This window comes from Vibrio sp. M260121 (assembly GCF_036533715.1).
GTDB lineage: Bacteria > Pseudomonadota > Gammaproteobacteria > Enterobacterales > Vibrionaceae > Vibrio.
The window spans coordinates 63,765-81,559 of the sequence record NZ_JATABF010000018.1; the positions used below are offsets into that span (position 1 = coordinate 63,765).

Below are 17,795 nucleotides of genomic sequence, written 5' to 3' on the forward strand. Positions count from 1 at the left end.
AAGTCGCTATTGTCCCCATTCTAGATATGCTGGCAGCGTTGAAGCGGTATTCAAATCGCATTTTTCGCTATTTTTTGAGTCGGTATTCGAGAATTTAGCGCAGACAATGTCCACATAGTGGCTATTGGCTCGACAGGGTTGCGACAGATCGCTAGAATGTCGCGTCTAAAAATTCTGTCCTGAGGCTAATAGGAGATACCTTTGGTGATGACGCCGAAGATATCACTGATTAGTCCGGTGTTGAGATTCAGCATCGATACTCGATTTTAAATTAGGTGTTCGGACAGGACACTACACAAGGATGAAGCGTGAACTCAAAGAGTCTCGCTCATACGCTCGGGAAGACCGGGCCACTTTAGAGGTTTATATATAATGCAAGTTACTGTTGAAACGCTAGAAGGCCTAGAGCGCCGTCTAAACATTACTGTTCCAGCTGCAAACATCGAAGACGCTGTAACAGCTGAACTACGCAACATCGCTAAAAACCGTCGTTTCGATGGTTTCCGTAAGGGTAAAGTGCCTCTAAAAATGGTTGCTAAGATGTACGGCAAAGCAGTACGTCAAGACGTTCTTGGTGAAGTTATGCAACGTCACTTCATCGAAGCGATCGTAAAAGAGAAAATCAACCCAGCTGGCGCACCAACTTTCGCTCCAGTTGAAAACAACGAAGGCGCAGATCTAGTATTCACTGCAACTTTCGAAGTTTACCCAGAAGTTGAACTAAAAGGCCTAGAAAGCATCACTGTTGAAAAACCAACAACAGAAGTTAACGATGCAGACGTAGAAGAGATGATCGAAACTCTACGTAAGCAACAAGCTACTTGGGCAGAAGTTGAAGAAGCTGCAGAAGCTGGTAAGCGCGTAAGCATCGACTTCGTTGGTTCTATCGACGGTGAAGAGTTCGAAGGCGGTAAAGCTGAGAACTTCCCACTAGAAATGGGCGCTGGTCGCATGATCCCAGGTTTCGAAGACGGTATCGAAGGTAAAACTAAAGGTATGGAATTCGAAATCGACGTAAACTTCCCAGAAGATTACCACGCTGAAAACCTAAAAGGTAAAGCAGCTAAGTTCGCAATCAAAGTGAACAAAGTTGAAGCTCGTGAACTGCCAGAACTAAACGACGAGTTCGTTTCTAAGTTCGGTGTTGCTGAAGGTGGCGTTGAAGCACTTAAAGCTGAAGTTCGTAAGAACATGGAGCGCGAACTTAAGCAAGCTGTTAAGAACCGCATCAAAGAGCAAGCTATCGACGGTCTAGTTGAGCAAAACGAAATCGACGTACCAGCTGCACTTATCGACCAAGAAATCCAAGTTCTTCGTCAACAAGCTTCTCAACGCTTCGGTGGCAACCCAGAAGCAGCTGCACAGCTTCCACGTGAACTGTTCGAAGAGCAAGCTAAACGTCGCGTTGTAGTTGGTCTTCTTCTAGGTGAAGTAATCAAGTCTGAAGAGCTAAAAGCTGACGACGAGAAAGTGAAAGCGCTAATCGAAGAGATGGCAACAGCTTACGAAGATCCATCAGAAGTTATTGCTTACTACGAGCAAAACGAGCAAATGATGAACAACATGCGTAACGTTGCTCTAGAAGAGCAAGCAATCGACGCGATCATCGCTAAAGCACAGGTTACTGAGAAAGAAGTAAGCTTCAACGAGCTACTTAACCAACAACCTGCTGCTTAATAAGCAATATCTTGCGTAGAAGGTTGACTTAACGTCGACTATTCTGCTAACAATGGTCCGTATGATACACATCATCCGGGCCATTTATTTTAGGGACATAAGAATATGAGCTACCAAGAAAAAAATGCAATGTCGCCAATTATTGACGCGCTAGTGCCAATGGTGGTTGAACAAACTTCCCGCGGCGAACGCTCTTACGACATTTACTCACGCTTGCTTAAAGAGCGCGTGATCTTTTTAACCGGTCAAGTGGAAGACCACATGGCAAACCTTGTCGTGGCTCAGCTACTTTTCCTAGAATCTGAAAATCCAGATAAAGATATTTTCCTATACATCAACTCGCCAGGCGGCAGCGTAACAGCAGGTATGTCTATTTACGACACCATGCAGTTCATCAAGCCAAATGTGAGCACAGTATGTATGGGTCAAGCTTGCTCAATGGGTGCGTTCCTGCTTGCAGGTGGTGCGCCGGGTAAGCGTTACGTTCTGCCTAACTCACGTGTGATGATCCACCAACCACTTGGTGGCTTCCAAGGTCAGGCTTCTGATATCCAAATCCATGCTCAGGAAATCCTGACCATCAAGCAGAAGCTAAACAACCTATTGGCAGAGCACACAGGCCAGCCTCTTGAAGTGATTGAACGCGATACTGATCGTGATAACTTCATGTCGGCAGATCAGGCTGTAGAATACGGTATTGTGGATGCAGTGTTGAGCCACCGCGGCGAGTAATTTAGCCAGCGCATTTTGGCTAAATTTGATATACACTCATTCATAAAGAGTAAAGGCTAAGAGGTTAGCGAATGACAGATAAAAGCAAAGAAAGCGGCAGCGGCAAATTGCTGTACTGCTCTTTCTGTGGCAAAAGTCAGCACGAAGTTCGCAAGCTAATCGCAGGTCCGTCAGTTTACATTTGCGACGAGTGTGTCGACTTATGTAACGATATCATTCGCGAAGAAATCAAGGATGTTCTCCCTAAGAAAGAATCTGAAGCGTTACCAACGCCAAAACAGATCCGTGAACACCTTGATGACTATGTGATCGGACAAGATTACGCGAAAAAAGTGCTCGCAGTTGCGGTATATAACCACTACAAGCGTTTACGCAATGGTGATACAACGAGCGAAGGTGTGGAGCTTGGTAAGAGTAACATCCTTCTAATTGGTCCAACGGGTAGTGGTAAAACTCTGCTTGCTGAGACGCTAGCTCGATTCTTGGATGTGCCATTTACAATGGCCGACGCTACCACACTAACCGAAGCTGGTTACGTAGGTGAAGACGTTGAAAACATCATCCAGAAGCTTCTGCAAAAATGTGATTACGATGTAGCGAAGGCTGAACGCGGCATTGTATACATTGACGAAATTGACAAGATTTCTCGTAAAGCTGAAAACCCATCTATTACGCGTGACGTATCTGGTGAAGGTGTTCAGCAGGCGCTACTAAAACTTATCGAAGGTACGGTTGCATCGGTTCCACCACAAGGTGGTCGTAAGCATCCACAGCAAGAATTCCTACAAGTGGACACGTCTAAGATCTTGTTCATCTGTGGTGGTGCATTTGCTGGCCTAGATAAAGTGATTGAACAGCGTGTAGCGACAGGCACAGGTATTGGTTTTGGCGCAGAAGTGCGCTCTAAGAACGAAACCAAAACAGTCGGTGAACTATTTACTCAGGTAGAACCTGAAGATCTAGTGAAATACGGCCTGATCCCTGAGTTTATCGGTCGTCTACCAGTAACAACAACACTGACTGAGCTTGATGAAGAAGCGCTAATTCAGATCCTATGTGAACCGAAGAACGCACTGACCAAGCAATACGCAGCATTGTTCGAACTAGAAGACGCTGAACTTGAGTTCCGTGAAGACGCGTTACGTGCTATCGCTAAGAAAGCAATGGAGCGTAAAACGGGTGCTCGTGGTCTACGCTCAATCTTAGAAAGCGTTCTGCTAGAAACCATGTATGAACTGCCATCAGCGACGGACGTAAGTAAAGTCGTGATTGATGAATCAGTGATTAACGGTGAATCAGAACCATTGCTCATTTACAGCAATGCCGACAATCAGGCCGCAGGAGCAGAATAAATTCAGCCATGAATAGAAAGGAGGTAAGTAATTACCTCCTTTTTTTATTTCTCTTATTGAATCCAAATAATTAGACCCCATATACTGCCTTAAGTAATACGTTAAACGTGAAAGCGGAAGAGAGAATTATATGAACTTGGAACGTTCCGAGCGTATCGAGATCCCGGTATTACCTCTACGTGACGTAGTGGTCTACCCACACATGGTTATTCCATTGTTTGTTGGTCGTGAAAAATCGATTAGCTGTCTAGAAACAGCGATGGAAACAAACAAACAAGTTCTGCTTGTGGCACAAAAGCAAGCGGACACTGATGAGCCGACGGTTGACGACCTATTTGAAGTAGGTACGGTTGCAACCATCCTCCAACTTCTTAAGCTACCTGACGGCACGGTTAAAGTGCTGGTTGAAGGTCAGCAACGCGCGAAGATCAACCACTTTAAAGAAAGCGAATTCTTCCTTGCTGAAGCGGAATTTGTAGTAACACCTGAGTTGGATGAGCGTGAGCAAGAAGTGATTGTTCGCAGTGCGATTAACCAATTTGAAGGCTTCATCAAACTAAACAAAAAAATCCCGCCAGAAGTACTTACTTCTCTAAGCGGTATTGATGAAGCTGCGCGTCTAGCAGATACCATTGCTGCGCACATGCCTCTTAAGCTGGTGGACAAACAACAAGTACTTGAAATTATTGATGTAACTGAACGTCTAGAATTCCTAATGGGTCAGATGGAATCAGAAATCGATCTTCTTCAAGTAGAAAAGCGCATCCGCGGTCGCGTTAAGAAGCAGATGGAAAAGTCTCAGCGTGAGTACTACTTGAATGAGCAAATGAAAGCGATTCAGAAAGAACTTGGTGAGATGGAAGATGCGCCTGACGAGTTTGAAACGCTGAAGCAAAAGATTGAAGAATCGAAAATGCCTCAGGATGCACGTGAAAAGACGGAACAAGAGCTGCAAAAGCTTAAGATGATGTCTCCAATGTCGGCAGAAGCGACAGTGGTACGCAGCTACATCGATTGGATGGTGAGCGTGCCTTGGAACAAGCGTTCTAAAGTGAAGAAGAACCTTGCGAAAGCAGAAGAGATTCTGAACGAAGACCACTACGGCCTAGAGCGCGTTAAAGAACGTATTCTTGAGTACTTGGCGGTACAAAACCGTATCAACAAACTGAAAGGTCCAATCCTTTGTCTTGTTGGTCCTCCTGGTGTGGGTAAAACGTCGCTAGGTCGCTCTATTGCAGCGGCAACGGGTCGTAAGTACACGCGTATGGCACTGGGTGGTGTACGTGATGAAGCTGAAATCCGCGGTCACCGTCGTACATACATTGGTTCGCTACCAGGTAAACTTATTCAGAAGATGTCGAAAGTAGGCGTTAAAAACCCACTGTTCCTTCTGGATGAAATCGACAAGATGTCTTCAGACATGCGTGGCGATCCATCTTCAGCACTGCTTGAAGTCCTAGACCCAGAACAAAACAACGCGTTTAACGACCATTACCTAGAAGTAGATTACGATCTATCTGACGTTATGTTCGTTGCGACGTCTAACTCGATGGATATCCCTGGTCCTCTACTAGACCGTATGGAAGTGATTCGTCTGTCTGGTTACACAGAAGACGAGAAACTAAACATTGCAAAACGTCACCTTGTTGATAAACAAGTTAAACGTAATGGTCTGAAACCAAACGAAATTACCATCGAAGATTCTGCAATCATCGGCATTATTCGTTACTACACGCGTGAAGCGGGTGTACGTAGCCTAGAGCGTGAGATTTCTAAGATCTGTCGCAAAGCAGTGAAAAACATCCTGCTGGATACGAGCTTGAAGTCAGTCACAGTTACGATGGAAAACCTAAAAGAATACTTAGGTGTTCAACGTCATGATTTCGGTAAAGCGGATGACAGCAACCGTATCGGTCAAGTAACTGGCCTAGCTTGGACACAAGTGGGCGGTGACCTTCTTACGATCGAAACGGAAGCGATGCCGGGTAAAGGTAAGCTAACGCAAACCGGCTCTCTTGGCGACGTAATGAAAGAGTCGATCCAAGCAGCAATGACGGTTGTTCGTTCACGTGCCGAGAAACTGGGTATCAACTCAGACTTCTACGAGAAACGTGATATCCACGTACACGTACCTGAAGGTGCGACACCAAAAGATGGCCCAAGTGCGGGTATCGCAATGTGTACAGCACTGGTTTCTAGCTTGACGGGTAACCCTGTAAAAGCAGAAGTGGGTATGACAGGTGAGATCACACTACGTGGTGAAGTTCTACCTATCGGTGGTCTAAAAGAGAAGTTACTTGCGGCACACCGTGGTGGCATCAAAACCGTACTGATTCCGAAGGACAACGAGCGTGATTTGGAAGAGATTCCAGAAAATGTTATCGCGGATCTGCAGGTTATCCCAGTACAGTGGATCGATGAAGTTCTTAAAGTTGCACTAGAGCGAGACCCGACAGGCGTTGAGTTTGAGTCTCAAAAATAGTGATGTGCAGCAAAAATAAGTAAAACTTTACGCTGATAGGCCTAAAAAGGCTTGTCAGCGTTTTTTTTGGACGCTAAGTTAAGTTCGATAGCTTCCAGCCCTTGAAGAATAAGGGGTGGAGCATATTTTCTTAATTATGGAACGAACGTCATCACAAAAATAATCACAGATGACACAAAGGGGAAATCACAGTGAATAAAACTCAACTAGTAGAACAAATCGCAGAAAACGCAGACATCTCTAAAGCATCAGCTGGTCGCGCTCTAGACGCATTCATCGAAGCAGTAAGTGGTACGCTTCAGTCTGGTGACCAAGTTGCTCTTGTTGGCTTCGGTACGTTCAGCGTACGTACTCGTGCAGCACGCACAGGTCGTAACCCAAAAACTGGTGAAGAAATCCAAATCGCAGAAGCTAAAGTACCTTCTTTCAAAGCTGGTAAAGCTCTAAAAGACGCTTGTAACTAATTCTTTGTGTCACTGATACAAAGCTAGTTCTGCTGACGGCCATTGCATAACTTTTGCTCAAATAGTCAAATTTGAACAAAAATTTACAAACTAAGAGCCGAACTTTTTTAAATTATGCGCATCCTACTGATGCGCATTTCTTTTTCTGATATTATCGCGACATTACATTTTCTATTAGAAGCAGTCGGCTTCAATTGTGGAGAGCAGTTAAATTATGATGGATCGACTACGCGAAGGCGTGAACAGCATCGCGGTCAAAATTATCCTTGGACTTATCATCCTATCTTTCGTATTTGCAGGTGTAGGTAGCTACATCGTTGGTGGCAACAACAACTCAGCAGCGAAAGTAGGTAACACCGAGATTGCTCGTGGTGAGTTCGAGATGGCATACCAAAATGAGCGCAACCGCATGCAAGCTCAATTGGGTGATTACTTCTCTCAAATGCTGGCTGACCCTGCATACGTTGAATCTTTCCGCAAATCTGTTCTAGATCGCATGATCAACGACGTGCTGCTTGACCAACAAGCAGAAGCGCTTGGTTTACGCATTAGCGATGCACAAGTACGTAGCATGATTCTAGACATGCCTCAGTTCCAATCTAACGGTCAATTTGATCAAGACATTTACCAAGCGTCTCTGCGTCGTGCTGGTTTCTCTCCAGACTCATTTGCAGAGTACATGCGCCGTGAATTGGTTCGTGAGCAACTACTGAACGCACTTCAAACAAGTGAATTCACACTACCTGGCGAAGTTCAGGCAGAAGGTAAACTGTTCACTCAAACTCGTGACGTTCGCACAATCACTATCGATTTGAATGAGTTTGCAAAGAAAGTAGATTTGACTGATGAAGAAATTCAAGACTACTACAAAGCAAACCCAGACATGTTCACTCGTCCTGAGCAAGTTAAAGTTGCTTACATTGAGCTTTCAGCTGAAGAGCTTAAGAAGCAAGTTCAAGTTTCTGACGAAGACGTTAAGAAATACTACGACGAGCACCTAGACAAGTACTCTACAGAAGAGCAACGTCGCGTAGCGCACATCCTAGTTGAGGGTGATGACGAAGCGAAAGCACAAGCGATTCTTGACGAGCTAAACGCAGGCGCTGACTTCGCAACAGTAGCGAAAGAAAAATCAGACGACTTTGGTAGCGCAGAAAACGGCGGCGACCTAGGTTGGATTGAGCGCGATGTAATGGACCCAGCATTTGAAGAAGCGGCATTTGCTCTTAAGAATCCAGGCGATATGACTGGTCTAGTGAAGTCTGACTTCGGTTACCACATCATCAAGCTTGAAGAGCTAAAAGGTGCGGTTGCTAAGCCTTACTCAGAAGTTGCGGCTGAAATCAAACAAGAGATGATTGACCAGAAAGCGGTTGATCAATTCTACGAACTACAAAACGAACTTGAAAAAGTGGCGTTTGAGTTCCCTGATTCTCTAGATGACGCATCTAAAGCTGTTGGCCAAAAAGTGAAGACAACAGACTTCATCTCTCAAGCTGATGCTCCAGAAGTGCTTAAGGACCAAGCGGTAATGCAAGCGATTCTAAGCCCTGAAGTGAAAGAAGATGGCCTAAACTCTGAAGCAATCGAAGTTGCACCAGAGCACATCATCGTTGTTCGCGTTGAAGATGCTCGTGATGAGACTGTACTTCCTCTAGACGAAGTGAAAGACCAAGTGGTTGCTGAGCTATCTCGCGTTAAAGGTGAGCAAGGCGCAATCGAACTAGGTACTAAAGTCGTTGCGGCTCTGAAAGAAGGTAACAAAGACATTCTTGCTGAAAACAACCTAGCGTTTGGTGAGCAAGAGTCTGTAGACCGTCGTTCTCCGCTAGCATCAACAGTATTTGCGATGGCGAAACCAGTCGATGGTAAGCCTGTTTACGGTCAATCTAAAGACCTAGAAGGTAACATCGTGGTTGTTGAGCTAGACGCGGTTCACGCAGAGCTAGACAGCGCTCTAGAAGAGCAAGTGGCGACACAAATGCAACGTGCGTCTTCTCAGCTAGACCTTTCTTCAGTAATCGCGGTACTGCGCGCAAACACTGACATCGAATACTTTGTTGTGAGCAACTAAGCATTACTGATGTAATTTGCATGTTAACTAAAACGGGTCGCATTAGCGGCCCGTTTTATTTTTATCTGAAGAAACTTCAATACAAACAGCGCTTTGCCTAGAGTAGTTTTCGTTCTGATACAACTACTAAAGGGAGATTGCTCAAATGAAATGGATGTTAACGCTGTGCTTATTGATACTCGCGCCGATGAGCTGGGCGGAAACAAAGACTAAAGCAGATAAGTATGAAGGTATTGAGATTACGGTTAACGTTAACTCTGCCACTGCAGAAGAGATTGCGACGCTACTTAATGGTATTGGTGAGAAGAAAGCGCAAGATATTGTTGAGTATCGCAACGAGCACGGTCCATTTAAAACAGCTGCGGATCTTACTAAGGTGAAAGGCATCGGTGAGGCGACTGTTAAGAAGAACGAAGACCGCATCCTGCTGTAATCGACGTTCTTGCCATTAAAAGCAAAGTTTTTGTTTCCTATTACTGCTTTCCCGAACCAAGCCTCTTTACTGGTTCGGGATTTTTTTACTCTTCTTTAGGGCTATTTACAGAGTAGTGGTGAACTAGCTTTCAATTCTCTAATCTCTAGCCAAAGATACGACGATGGGTCAGTTTCTCTAACCAAGCCATACTCAAACCACCTATTGCACCAAACAGGTGAGCATCCACCGCCACGCGAGCCCCAATCATCGCCGCTGTGCTTGTTGAAGGGCCGTAGAACTGCTCCCAAGCGACTTTTGCAATTAAACCGGCTACCAGTACTAAACTGCTTCTTCTGCCGTCGAAAACCTCTGCCAGAGCCCAGAAACCAAACAATCCGTGTAGCACTCCAGACAGTCCAACGTAAACCGACATGTTGGTGAATAAGTTCATTGCACCGACGAAGATACATAGAACAAGAAAGACAATAGAGAAGTTACGCACCGAAGGGCGAAAGATGAATCCAATTACCCATAGCCCTGCTAAATTCATCCCTAGGTGAGCAAAGTTGGTATGCGTCAGATTTCCTGTTACGATTCGCCACCATTCGCCATGGCGTATATTGTAAGCGTGCCATTCGGTTAGGCTTGCCATTGGTTCGAATTGCAGTATTAAACAGATAACGCTGATGATGCTCAGCAATGTATAAAGGTTCACTCTATGTCTCGTTATTGTTCTCAGTGTGGAAAGTCGCGCAAAGCTTGTATTTGCCAATGGATTGTACCGCTAGCAAACGAGGTTGAACTTATCATCCTTCAGCATACGAGTGAAGAACATCGTCCTCTTGGTACGGCACGGATTCTCAATTTGAGCCTAAATCATTGTACTTGTCTGATTGGAGAAGACTTTTCTAACAATGAAGCGTTGAATACGTTGCTCGAGGACAGCGCTTACCAGCATTTCATTCTTTACCCTTCAGAACAATCGTTGTGCCTTTCAGAGTTGGCGACGGTTGGTGAGACGGCAGATAAGAACATACGTTTGATTTTACTCGATGGCACTTGGAAGAAAGCTTACAAGATGTGGCAACTTTCGACCAACTTGCATGCTATCCCAACGGTTAAACTGCCAGAGGATCTGCAAGGTCATTACACCATTCGTAAGGCTCCTTCGAACAACAGCTTATCAACAGTGGAAGCAGGCTTTCATGCTCTGAGCTTGATGGAGTCTGAGAAAGATTTCACGCCTTTGCTAACGGCGTTTGAGAAGATGATCGAATTTCAAATCGCCCAGATGCCTCCGGGCGTATTTGAAAAGAACTATCTTAAAGACGAGTAACGAATCGATAGAGTACTTCTCTATAGGACAATTGAAGAGAACAACTGTCGATGCAGCTTTTGTGCGTGGCCATCGGTCATTGCTGAGATGTAATCTGCAATCACGCGCATCTTTGCGCTTTCGCAGCTTGCTTCTTGCCATAGTGAGCGAGTGTGCGGTGGCAGCAGACGCTCAGGATCAGCACTTAGGGCTTCAAACAAATCCATGATGATCTGCTGGCCTTTGTACTCTACGATCTGCACTTGATGCACTTGAATCACATATTGGCTCACGAAGTGTTTGAGTACTTCTAATGCTTTGGCCATGTGTGGCTCTAAACAGGCATTCCAAGCTAAGAGCGGGTTATTAAACGGCTCATCCACCACTTTGATTGAAATACTGGTCAACAGCGCATTCACCATGCCACCAATCGCATCTTTGCGTTGGTGATGTTTGCCGCTAAAGAGCATTTGTCCGATAGAACCAATATGCTCCTCGAACCACGGGTCACCACAATCCGCTAATTGACTGGCTGCGCCTTCTTGCCATTGCTGGCGAGTGACCATGCCAAGCACTATCGCATCTTCCAAATCATGCACGCCGTAAGCGATATCGTCCGCAAGTTCCATGATTGAGCAGTCGAGCGATTTAAAGCGGGTTTTACAGTGTTCTAGGTCTGATTCTGGACGACAGCGCATTTGACTCAACAGGGCTTTGTCATTGTCCGTCAGTGGTGCAATGACCCAATCAAACAAGTCTTTATCACAGTCATACAAGCCTTTTGCCGGGCTCCAGTCTTTGGCTTTCAGTTTGCGTTGATGCTCAACAGGTTCGGGCATGCAAAGCGCTCTTGTTTGACTTAGCAGAGCAGGGTATTTAATCAAACCGAGTAAGGCGCGGCGTGACAAGTTCATGCCAAAGTGTTCGGTGTATGGCTCTAGCTTGGTGACAATACGAAACGTCTGGGCATTGCCTTCAAAGCCGCCATGTTCACGCATCATGTAGTTCAGCGCGACTTCCCCACCATGACCATAGGGTGGGTGACCGATATCGTGTGCCAAACAAAGCGAATCAATCAAACTGTCTGAAGGCAGCAAATCTCGGAATTCCGGTTGTTTCTTTTTCAGCTGAGCGACAATGCCCGTGCCCAGTTGTGCCGCTTCAAGAGAGTGGGTCAAACGGGTACGGTGGAAATCTTCTAAGCTGTTGCCGTGGACTTGAGTCTTCGCTTGTAGGCGACGAAATGCCGCAGAATGCAGTATACGAGCGCGATCTCGCTGATAAGGACTACGATGATCGTCACGGCGGATTTTATGTTCATCATCATGGCGTTCTTGCCACAAGGCATCTAATTCAAACGACACTTTTCTCTCCATCAACTAACTGATTTCATCCAGCGATAATTCAAAACTTGGGGCAAAGGTATGAAGGAAGTATTCCATTTCTGGTGTTTTGCGTTCTTGCAGTGTGATGTCTAGGCGCTTTTTAGCCAAGGCAAACTCGTGGTTACCTGCGCTCAGTTCCTCGAGACATTTTAAGTACGCACAGATGGAGTCGGCTTGCTTAACGATCAAGGCATCTTCTTCATGTGCCGAGTGTGAAAGCAGATAAGGTGCAAAATCGTCTTGGAATTCTTCTGGCAGCATGGATAGTAGCTTTTGCTCGGCTGCTGCTTCTATCTTTTTATATTCTTTAGAAATTTCTGGGTTGTAATACTTAACTGGGGTTGGAAGGTCACCCGTTAATACTTCACTGGAGTCATGGTACATCGCAAGAATAGCAATGCGTTCGGGATTCAGTGTACCGCCAAACTTTTTGTTTTTGATTAGGGCAAGGGCATGAGCAACAAACGCGACTTGCAAGCTGTGTTCAGAAACGTTTTCTGGTGATACTGAGCGCATTAAGGGCCAGCGTTGGATTAGCTTCATTCGTGCCAAGTGGGCGAAAAAATGACTTTCTTTCATTGCTGTCTCCAATTTTGATTCTGATACAAAAAAAGGAGCTCACTAGGAGCTCCTCTAAGCATATGAGAGATCAGCAGTAATTACTACTGGCTGTAGGTCGTCAAGAATCGTTCAAAGCGACCAATCGCGGTTTCGAGATCTTCTACGTGGGGTAGAGTTACGATACGGAAGTGATCGGGCTTCGGCCAGTTAAAGCCTGAGCCCTGTACGAGCAGCACTTTTTCTTGCTTCAAGAAATCCAGCACCATCTGCTGGTCATTCTTAATGTTGTACATCTTGGTGTCGATTTTCGGGAACAAGTACATAGCACCTTTCGGCTTCACACAAGAAACACCAGGGATCTGGTTGATCAGCTCGTAAGCTCGGTTACGTTGTTCAAGCAAACGACCACCCGGCAAGATCAGCTCATTAATACTTTGGTAGCCACCCAATGCGGTTTGAATCGCGTGTTGCATCGGTACGTTGGCACATAAACGCATTGACGAAAGCAGTTCAAGACCGTTGATGTAACCTTGGGCCAGATGTTTAGGGCCGGTTAGGAACATCCAGCCGCCACGGAAGCCACAAACACGGTATGCTTTTGATAAACCGTTGAAGGTCATCACTAGCACATCTTCTGTTAGTGTCGCGACTGAGGTGTGTGTTGCTCCGTCGTAAAGCACTTTGTCGTAGATCTCGTCAGCAAAGATGATCAGGTTGTGTTGGCGGGCAATCTCGATAACTTCTAGTAGAAAATCACGACTGTATACAGCACCCGTTGGGTTGTTCGGGTTGATCAGAACAATACCACGCGTTTTTGGGGTGATTTTCTTTTTGATGTCTTCTAGATCAGGATACCAGTCTGCGCCTTCATCACAGATGTAATGCACAGGTTTACCACCAGACAGAGCAACAGATGCTGTCCACAGTGGGTAGTCTGGTGCCGGGATCAGCATTTCATCGCCGTTGTTCAGTAGCGCTTGCATTGCCATCACGATTAGCTCTGAAACGCCGTTACCTACGTATACATCTTCAACATCTAGTGAGCGGATGCCTTTACGTTGATAATGTTGTACAACGGCTTTACGCGCAGAGTAGATGCCTTTGGAATCACAGTAGCCTTGAGAAGTTGGTAGATTGCGGATTACATCTACTAAAATCTCATCAGGGGCGTCAAAACCAAATGGGGCGGGGTTACCAATGTTTAGCTTTAGGATTTTATGCCCTTCTTCCTCCATGCGCTTAGCATGTTTGAGTACAGGACCCCTAATGTCGTAGCAGACATTGTCGAGTTTTGACGACATCCCGATATTTTGCATTGTATAATTCCTAAAAAATCGTTAATTTCTTTATTAAAGTACAATAATTTGTTTTTTATTAGAATAAAAATCTGTAAATTATCCGTTTAGTGGCTAACTTTTGTCCTGTTGGTATCACAGGATTTTGCAAAAGATCGCATACGACCTTGATTTGCTTTGGGTCTAAACTTAGAGTAGCCGTCAGTTATCCCTTATCCTCATAGACTTCGAGGTTGATTTGTCACAGTTCCATCAAGCCGTAAAGAGAATTATCGAGCGAGTTCAGCAAACGGAAGGCAATCAAACACGTTTAGTCGAGCCACTCAGCGAGAAACCCAATTTCGCGTTTATTGACTGGCTTGAAGCACAACCACTTTTTCCCAAGTTTTACTGGCAGTCCCGTGATACTCGTGAAGAAGTTGTTGCCCTAGCTCAGCTCCATTCATTTGTTGAGCCAGGACCTGCCTATACGATCCTTGGCGAAGGTCAACGCGTATGGGGTGGGCGTTCATTCGATGGTCAGCACGAGAAAAATCGCCGCTGCATGCCGTCTTTCTTCTTTCTACCGCAAATCGAGTTGATTCGCTTCGATCAGCAATGGTCGCTTGCAGTGAATATCTCAGAAGATAAAACCCGTACATTAGCAGGCTTGAAAAAGCTGGTATGTGACGTGCCTATGCTTGCGCCAATTTCTTCTCATATTCGTTCTATTGATCATGCGCCAACAGAGCCTCAATGGAATGATTTGGTAGAGAAAGTACTGACAGGCATTGAGAACGACGATTTTAAAAAAGTCGTTTTAGCTCGCAAATCAACCGTTCGCTTAGATTCGACACTTTCTGCTGCGCAACTTCTGAAAGCGAGTTACCTAAATAACCACCACAGTTTCCATTTCCTACTGAGCTTAGACAGCAAACACAGTTTTATGGGGTCTACCCCTGAGCGCCTGTATTCGCGTGTTGGGCATGAACTCCACACTGAAGCGTTGGCTGGCACGATTGGTCGTGGTGACAATGCAACGCAAGATATGGAGCTAGCGAACTGGTTATCTCAAGATTCAAAGAACCTGAACGAAAACCAGTATGTGGTGGATGACATTGTTGATCGCTTGTCGCCACATTCAGAGAGCGTTGAAGTAGAAAAAGAGCCTCGACTCGTTCGCCTGAGAAAAGTCCAACACCTTAAGCGTAATATTCATGCGGATCTGAAAGCAGGTATCAACGGTGTTCAATTGCTTTCAGCTTTACAGCCAACTGCCGCCGTTGCGGGTTTGCCGCGTAAAGAGTCGATGCAATTTATTTTGGATAATGAGCCGTTTGCACGCGGCTGGTATGCAGGCTCTATGGGTTACATTAGCCATGAGCGTGCAGAGTTTTGTGTCGCAATCAGAAGTGCTTTGATCTTGGGCGATCAAGTCCAATTGTTTGCTGGCGCGGGTATTGTTCCAGGCTCCATTGCAGAACATGAATGGGCCGAGTTAGATAAAAAAATGTCGACGTTACTATCTCTTATTTCAGACCACCCACCGCTTGGGGTTGCATCATGAAGGCAGATCAAGCTGTATTGAATCGCATCTGGTCTGAAACCATCCTGACAGAATTGAACCGCTTTGGTGTGAACCACGTTTGTATCGCACCCGGTTCTCGCTCTACACCTTTAACGGTAGAGGCGGCAGATAACCCAAATTTTACTATTCACACGCACTTTGATGAGCGTGGCTTAGGCTTTATGACTCTTGGGCTTGCAAAAGCAAGTAAACAGCCGGTTGCACTGATCGTGACCTCTGGTACCGCTGTCGCTAACCTTTTGCCAGCTATTGCTGAAGCAAAGCTAACGGGTGAAAAGCTCGTGGTGCTAACTGCAGACCGTCCGGTTGAGCTGGTGGGTTGCGGTGCAAACCAAGCTATTAATCAGTTGGGTATTTTTTCAGGACATGTCTCTGACAGTCTTAACCTGCCGAGTCCTACGCTATCAACCCCGTTGAATTGGTTGCTTACTTCTGTTGATGAAGTGATGTTTACTCAGCGCCTAAGAGGCAGTGCGGTTCACATTAACTGTGCGTTCCCAGAGCCTTTGTACTCCAATACAGAAAAGAGCACTTATCAGGACTACCTTGATACCGTTGCTGGCTGGCGAGATAGCAAGGTGACGTATTGCCAGCGCTTTAACCCGAAAACTAGCAGTGCAATTCCAAGCTGTGGGGATAACAAAGGTGTGGTGGTCATTGGTAGTTTGCCACTGGTTCAAGCGCAAGCTGCACAAGCGTTTGCAGAGCAAATGGGCTGGCCTGTACTTGCCGATCCACAAAGTGGTGTGAGCTCGGATTGGGCGCATTTTGATTTATGGTTGCAGAATCCGAAATGGGCGAGCCAACTGGATGGCTGTGACTTAATCGTGCAGTTCGGCAGTCGAATCATTTCTAAACGTTTTAATCACTGGTTAGAAAAACACGTAGCGCGCAATCAGCAAGGTGGTGACATTCAATATTGGTACGTATCGCCTCGATTAGAGCGAGATAACCAAAGTCACTTACCACAATGGCACTGGGCAGAGCAGCCAAGCTCATGGGTTGAACGTACGACGGAGTTTTCATCAGAACACGCTGGTTGGGCAAATGAACTTGCCGCGGACATCAAACACGTCACGCAACACGCGAAAGGCTTGTTTGCTTCTGACCCTAAGAGTGAGCTGAGCGAGATTGCGTTAGCGATTGATGTGGCTGAGCGCGCACAAGGTGTGGATCTGTTTGTTGGCAACAGTCTGTTTGTCCGATTGATCGACATGTTCGGCAAGCTTGATAACACAGAGGTTTTCACTAACCGTGGTGCGTCTGGCATTGATGGCCTGTTTGCCACTGCAAGTGGTGTACAACGCGCGCGGAATAATCCGATGTTGATGTTTATTGGCGATACTTCTGCGTTATATGGCTTGAACTCGTTGGCACTGTTTACACACAGTGAACTACCTTCGGTCTTGGTGATTACTAACAACGATGGCGGTGCGATTTTTGACTTACTGCCTGTTCCGCAAGAGCATCGCGAGTCGTTCTATCAAATGCCTCATGGTTATGAGTTTGAACATGCAGCGAAACAGTTTGGTTTACAGTATCGCAAACCGAACACGCTTGTTGAGTATCAATCTATAGTCTCTGAGCATTTTGCTAGCGGCGAAGGGGCGTTAGTGGTTGAAGTTCAAGCGCCATCGAACCAAGCTGTCGAGCATTTAAAATCCTTCAATAAGAATTTGCATGCTCTATTCTAAACGCTTCCCAGCAACGGAAAAGCACCAAAGTAGTACTTTGCCTACTCTGGTGTTTTTGCATGGCTTGCTTGGTAGCGGTGAAGATTGGCAAGCGTGTATCAACGCGTTACCCGAGTATGAACGTGTTACGGTTGACCTCCCTGGTCATGGGCACAGCCAATCTATTTCTTGCAGCGATCTGAATGATTGCTGCAAATTACTCAATTCCGCACTATCTTTATTATTTCCTTCGCAACAACCGCTTATCCTGATTGGTTACTCAATGGGTGGACGCATTGCTATGCACGGCCTTGCTCACCAATGTTTTCAAGATCTCAATATTGGTGGAAGCATTGTGGAAGGAGGAAACTTCGGGCTTCAAAGTGAGTCAGACAGACAGGCTCGATTCGAAAACGATTCGCGCTGGGCAAAGCGTTTCAAAACTGAGCCTCTTGCCTGTGTTTTGAACGATTGGTACCAACAGTTGGTCTTTTCTTCACTAAACCATGAGCAAAGACAAACATTGATTGCGAAACGAAGTGCTAATCTTGGTTCCGCGGTCGCGGATATGCTGATTGCAACGTCATTAGCGAAGCAATCTTATTTGCTCCCAGCTCTGCAACAGCAAGCGGTTCCACTGCATTATATCTGCGGCGAAAAAGACAAAAAATTTAGCCAACTGGCTGAGACAAGCGGGTTGGCGTATCGACAAATCGAAGGTGCTGGACATAACGTCCACCAAGAGCAACCACAGCGATTTGCGAGGCAAGTTAATCAAATAATTCATTCTCACTTTGAGTGAG

15 protein-coding genes are annotated in these 17,795 nt (G+C 45.8%); 11 read left to right on the top strand and 4 right to left on the bottom strand.

Features of this window, described 5'->3' with window-relative positions; translation table 11 throughout:
• Positions 1-372: 372 nt before the first annotated feature.
• The 7 genes from tig to QTO06_RS11995 all read left to right on the top strand — a co-directional run bounded on the left by tig (position 373) and on the right by QTO06_RS11995 (position 9,214).
• Positions 373-1,677, top strand: a complete 1,305-nt coding sequence (gene tig, locus QTO06_RS11965; RefSeq protein WP_005437602.1) for a trigger factor — start codon at positions 373-375, stop codon at positions 1,675-1,677.
• Positions 1,678-1,782: 105 nt separating this feature from the next.
• Positions 1,783-2,409 carry an ATP-dependent Clp endopeptidase proteolytic subunit ClpP gene (gene clpP, locus QTO06_RS11970; protein WP_005430931.1) on the top strand — a complete coding sequence of 209 codons (627 nt, stop codon included), beginning with the start codon at positions 1,783-1,785 and terminating at the stop codon, positions 2,407-2,409.
• A gap of 71 nt (positions 2,410-2,480) precedes the next feature.
• On the top strand, positions 2,481-3,761 hold the full coding sequence (gene clpX / locus QTO06_RS11975; protein WP_005430932.1) for an ATP-dependent protease ATP-binding subunit ClpX: 1,281 nt from the start codon (positions 2,481-2,483) through the stop codon (positions 3,759-3,761).
• Positions 3,762-3,891: 130 nt separating this feature from the next.
• Entirely contained in the window at positions 3,892-6,243 is a 2,352-nt protein-coding gene (gene lon, locus QTO06_RS11980) for an endopeptidase La (protein ID WP_331408224.1), read from the top strand.
• A 191-nt stretch (positions 6,244-6,434) separates the two neighbouring features.
• Positions 6,435-6,707 (top strand): HU family DNA-binding protein, encoded by a 273-nt coding sequence (locus tag QTO06_RS11985; protein ID WP_005430934.1) that lies wholly within the window; start codon positions 6,435-6,437, stop codon positions 6,705-6,707.
• A 214-nt stretch (positions 6,708-6,921) separates the two neighbouring features.
• A complete protein-coding gene (ppiD, locus tag QTO06_RS11990; RefSeq protein ID WP_331408226.1) occupies positions 6,922-8,781 on the top strand; it encodes a peptidylprolyl isomerase in 1,860 nt (619 codons plus the stop codon).
• A gap of 145 nt (positions 8,782-8,926) precedes the next feature.
• Positions 8,927-9,214 carry a ComEA family DNA-binding protein gene (locus QTO06_RS11995; RefSeq protein WP_005425566.1) on the top strand — a complete coding sequence of 96 codons (288 nt, stop codon included), beginning with the start codon at positions 8,927-8,929 and terminating at the stop codon, positions 9,212-9,214.
• 145 nt (positions 9,215-9,359) lie between these two features.
• Here the strand turns inward: QTO06_RS11995 and rrtA are convergent, their stop codons facing one another.
• Positions 9,360-9,911 (bottom strand): rhombosortase, encoded by a 552-nt coding sequence (rrtA, locus tag QTO06_RS12000; protein ID WP_331408228.1) that lies wholly within the window; start codon positions 9,909-9,911, stop codon positions 9,360-9,362.
• A 3-nt stretch (positions 9,912-9,914) separates the two neighbouring features.
• On the opposite strand from rrtA, the gene QTO06_RS12005 reads away from it, so the two are divergent.
• On the top strand, positions 9,915-10,532 hold the full coding sequence (locus QTO06_RS12005) for a tRNA-uridine aminocarboxypropyltransferase (RefSeq protein ID WP_331408229.1): 618 nt from the start codon (positions 9,915-9,917) through the stop codon (positions 10,530-10,532).
• 20 nt (positions 10,533-10,552) lie between these two features.
• On the opposite strand, the gene QTO06_RS12010 is transcribed toward QTO06_RS12005, so the two are convergent.
• From QTO06_RS12010 to QTO06_RS12020, 3 genes are all read right to left on the bottom strand, one after another.
• Entirely contained in the window at positions 10,553-11,887 is a 1,335-nt protein-coding gene (locus QTO06_RS12010; protein ID WP_171371688.1) for an anti-phage deoxyguanosine triphosphatase, read from the bottom strand.
• Positions 11,888-11,890: 3 nt separating this feature from the next.
• Positions 11,891-12,475 (bottom strand): 5'-deoxynucleotidase, encoded by a 585-nt coding sequence (gene yfbR / locus QTO06_RS12015; RefSeq protein WP_009707166.1) that lies wholly within the window; start codon positions 12,473-12,475, stop codon positions 11,891-11,893.
• An 83-nt stretch (positions 12,476-12,558) separates the two neighbouring features.
• A complete protein-coding gene (locus tag QTO06_RS12020; protein WP_331408231.1) occupies positions 12,559-13,773 on the bottom strand; it encodes a pyridoxal phosphate-dependent aminotransferase in 1,215 nt (404 codons plus the stop codon).
• 217 nt (positions 13,774-13,990) lie between these two features.
• Here QTO06_RS12020 and QTO06_RS12025 point away from each other — a divergent pair, with 217 nt between their 5' ends.
• From QTO06_RS12025 to menH, 3 genes are read left to right on the top strand one after another with little or no spacing between them, the layout of a single operon-like run.
• Positions 13,991-15,298, top strand: a complete 1,308-nt coding sequence (locus QTO06_RS12025) for an isochorismate synthase (protein WP_331408233.1) — start codon at positions 13,991-13,993, stop codon at positions 15,296-15,298.
• A complete protein-coding gene (menD, locus tag QTO06_RS12030; protein ID WP_331408234.1) occupies positions 15,295-17,013 on the top strand; it encodes a 2-succinyl-5-enolpyruvyl-6-hydroxy-3-cyclohexene-1-carboxylic-acid synthase in 1,719 nt (572 codons plus the stop codon). Before QTO06_RS12025 ends, menD begins: the two co-directional genes overlap by 4 nt.
• Entirely contained in the window at positions 17,000-17,794 is a 795-nt protein-coding gene (menH, locus tag QTO06_RS12035) for a 2-succinyl-6-hydroxy-2,4-cyclohexadiene-1-carboxylate synthase (protein ID WP_331408236.1), read from the top strand. Before menD ends, menH begins: the two co-directional genes overlap by 14 nt.
• Position 17,795: the final 1 nt, after the last annotated feature.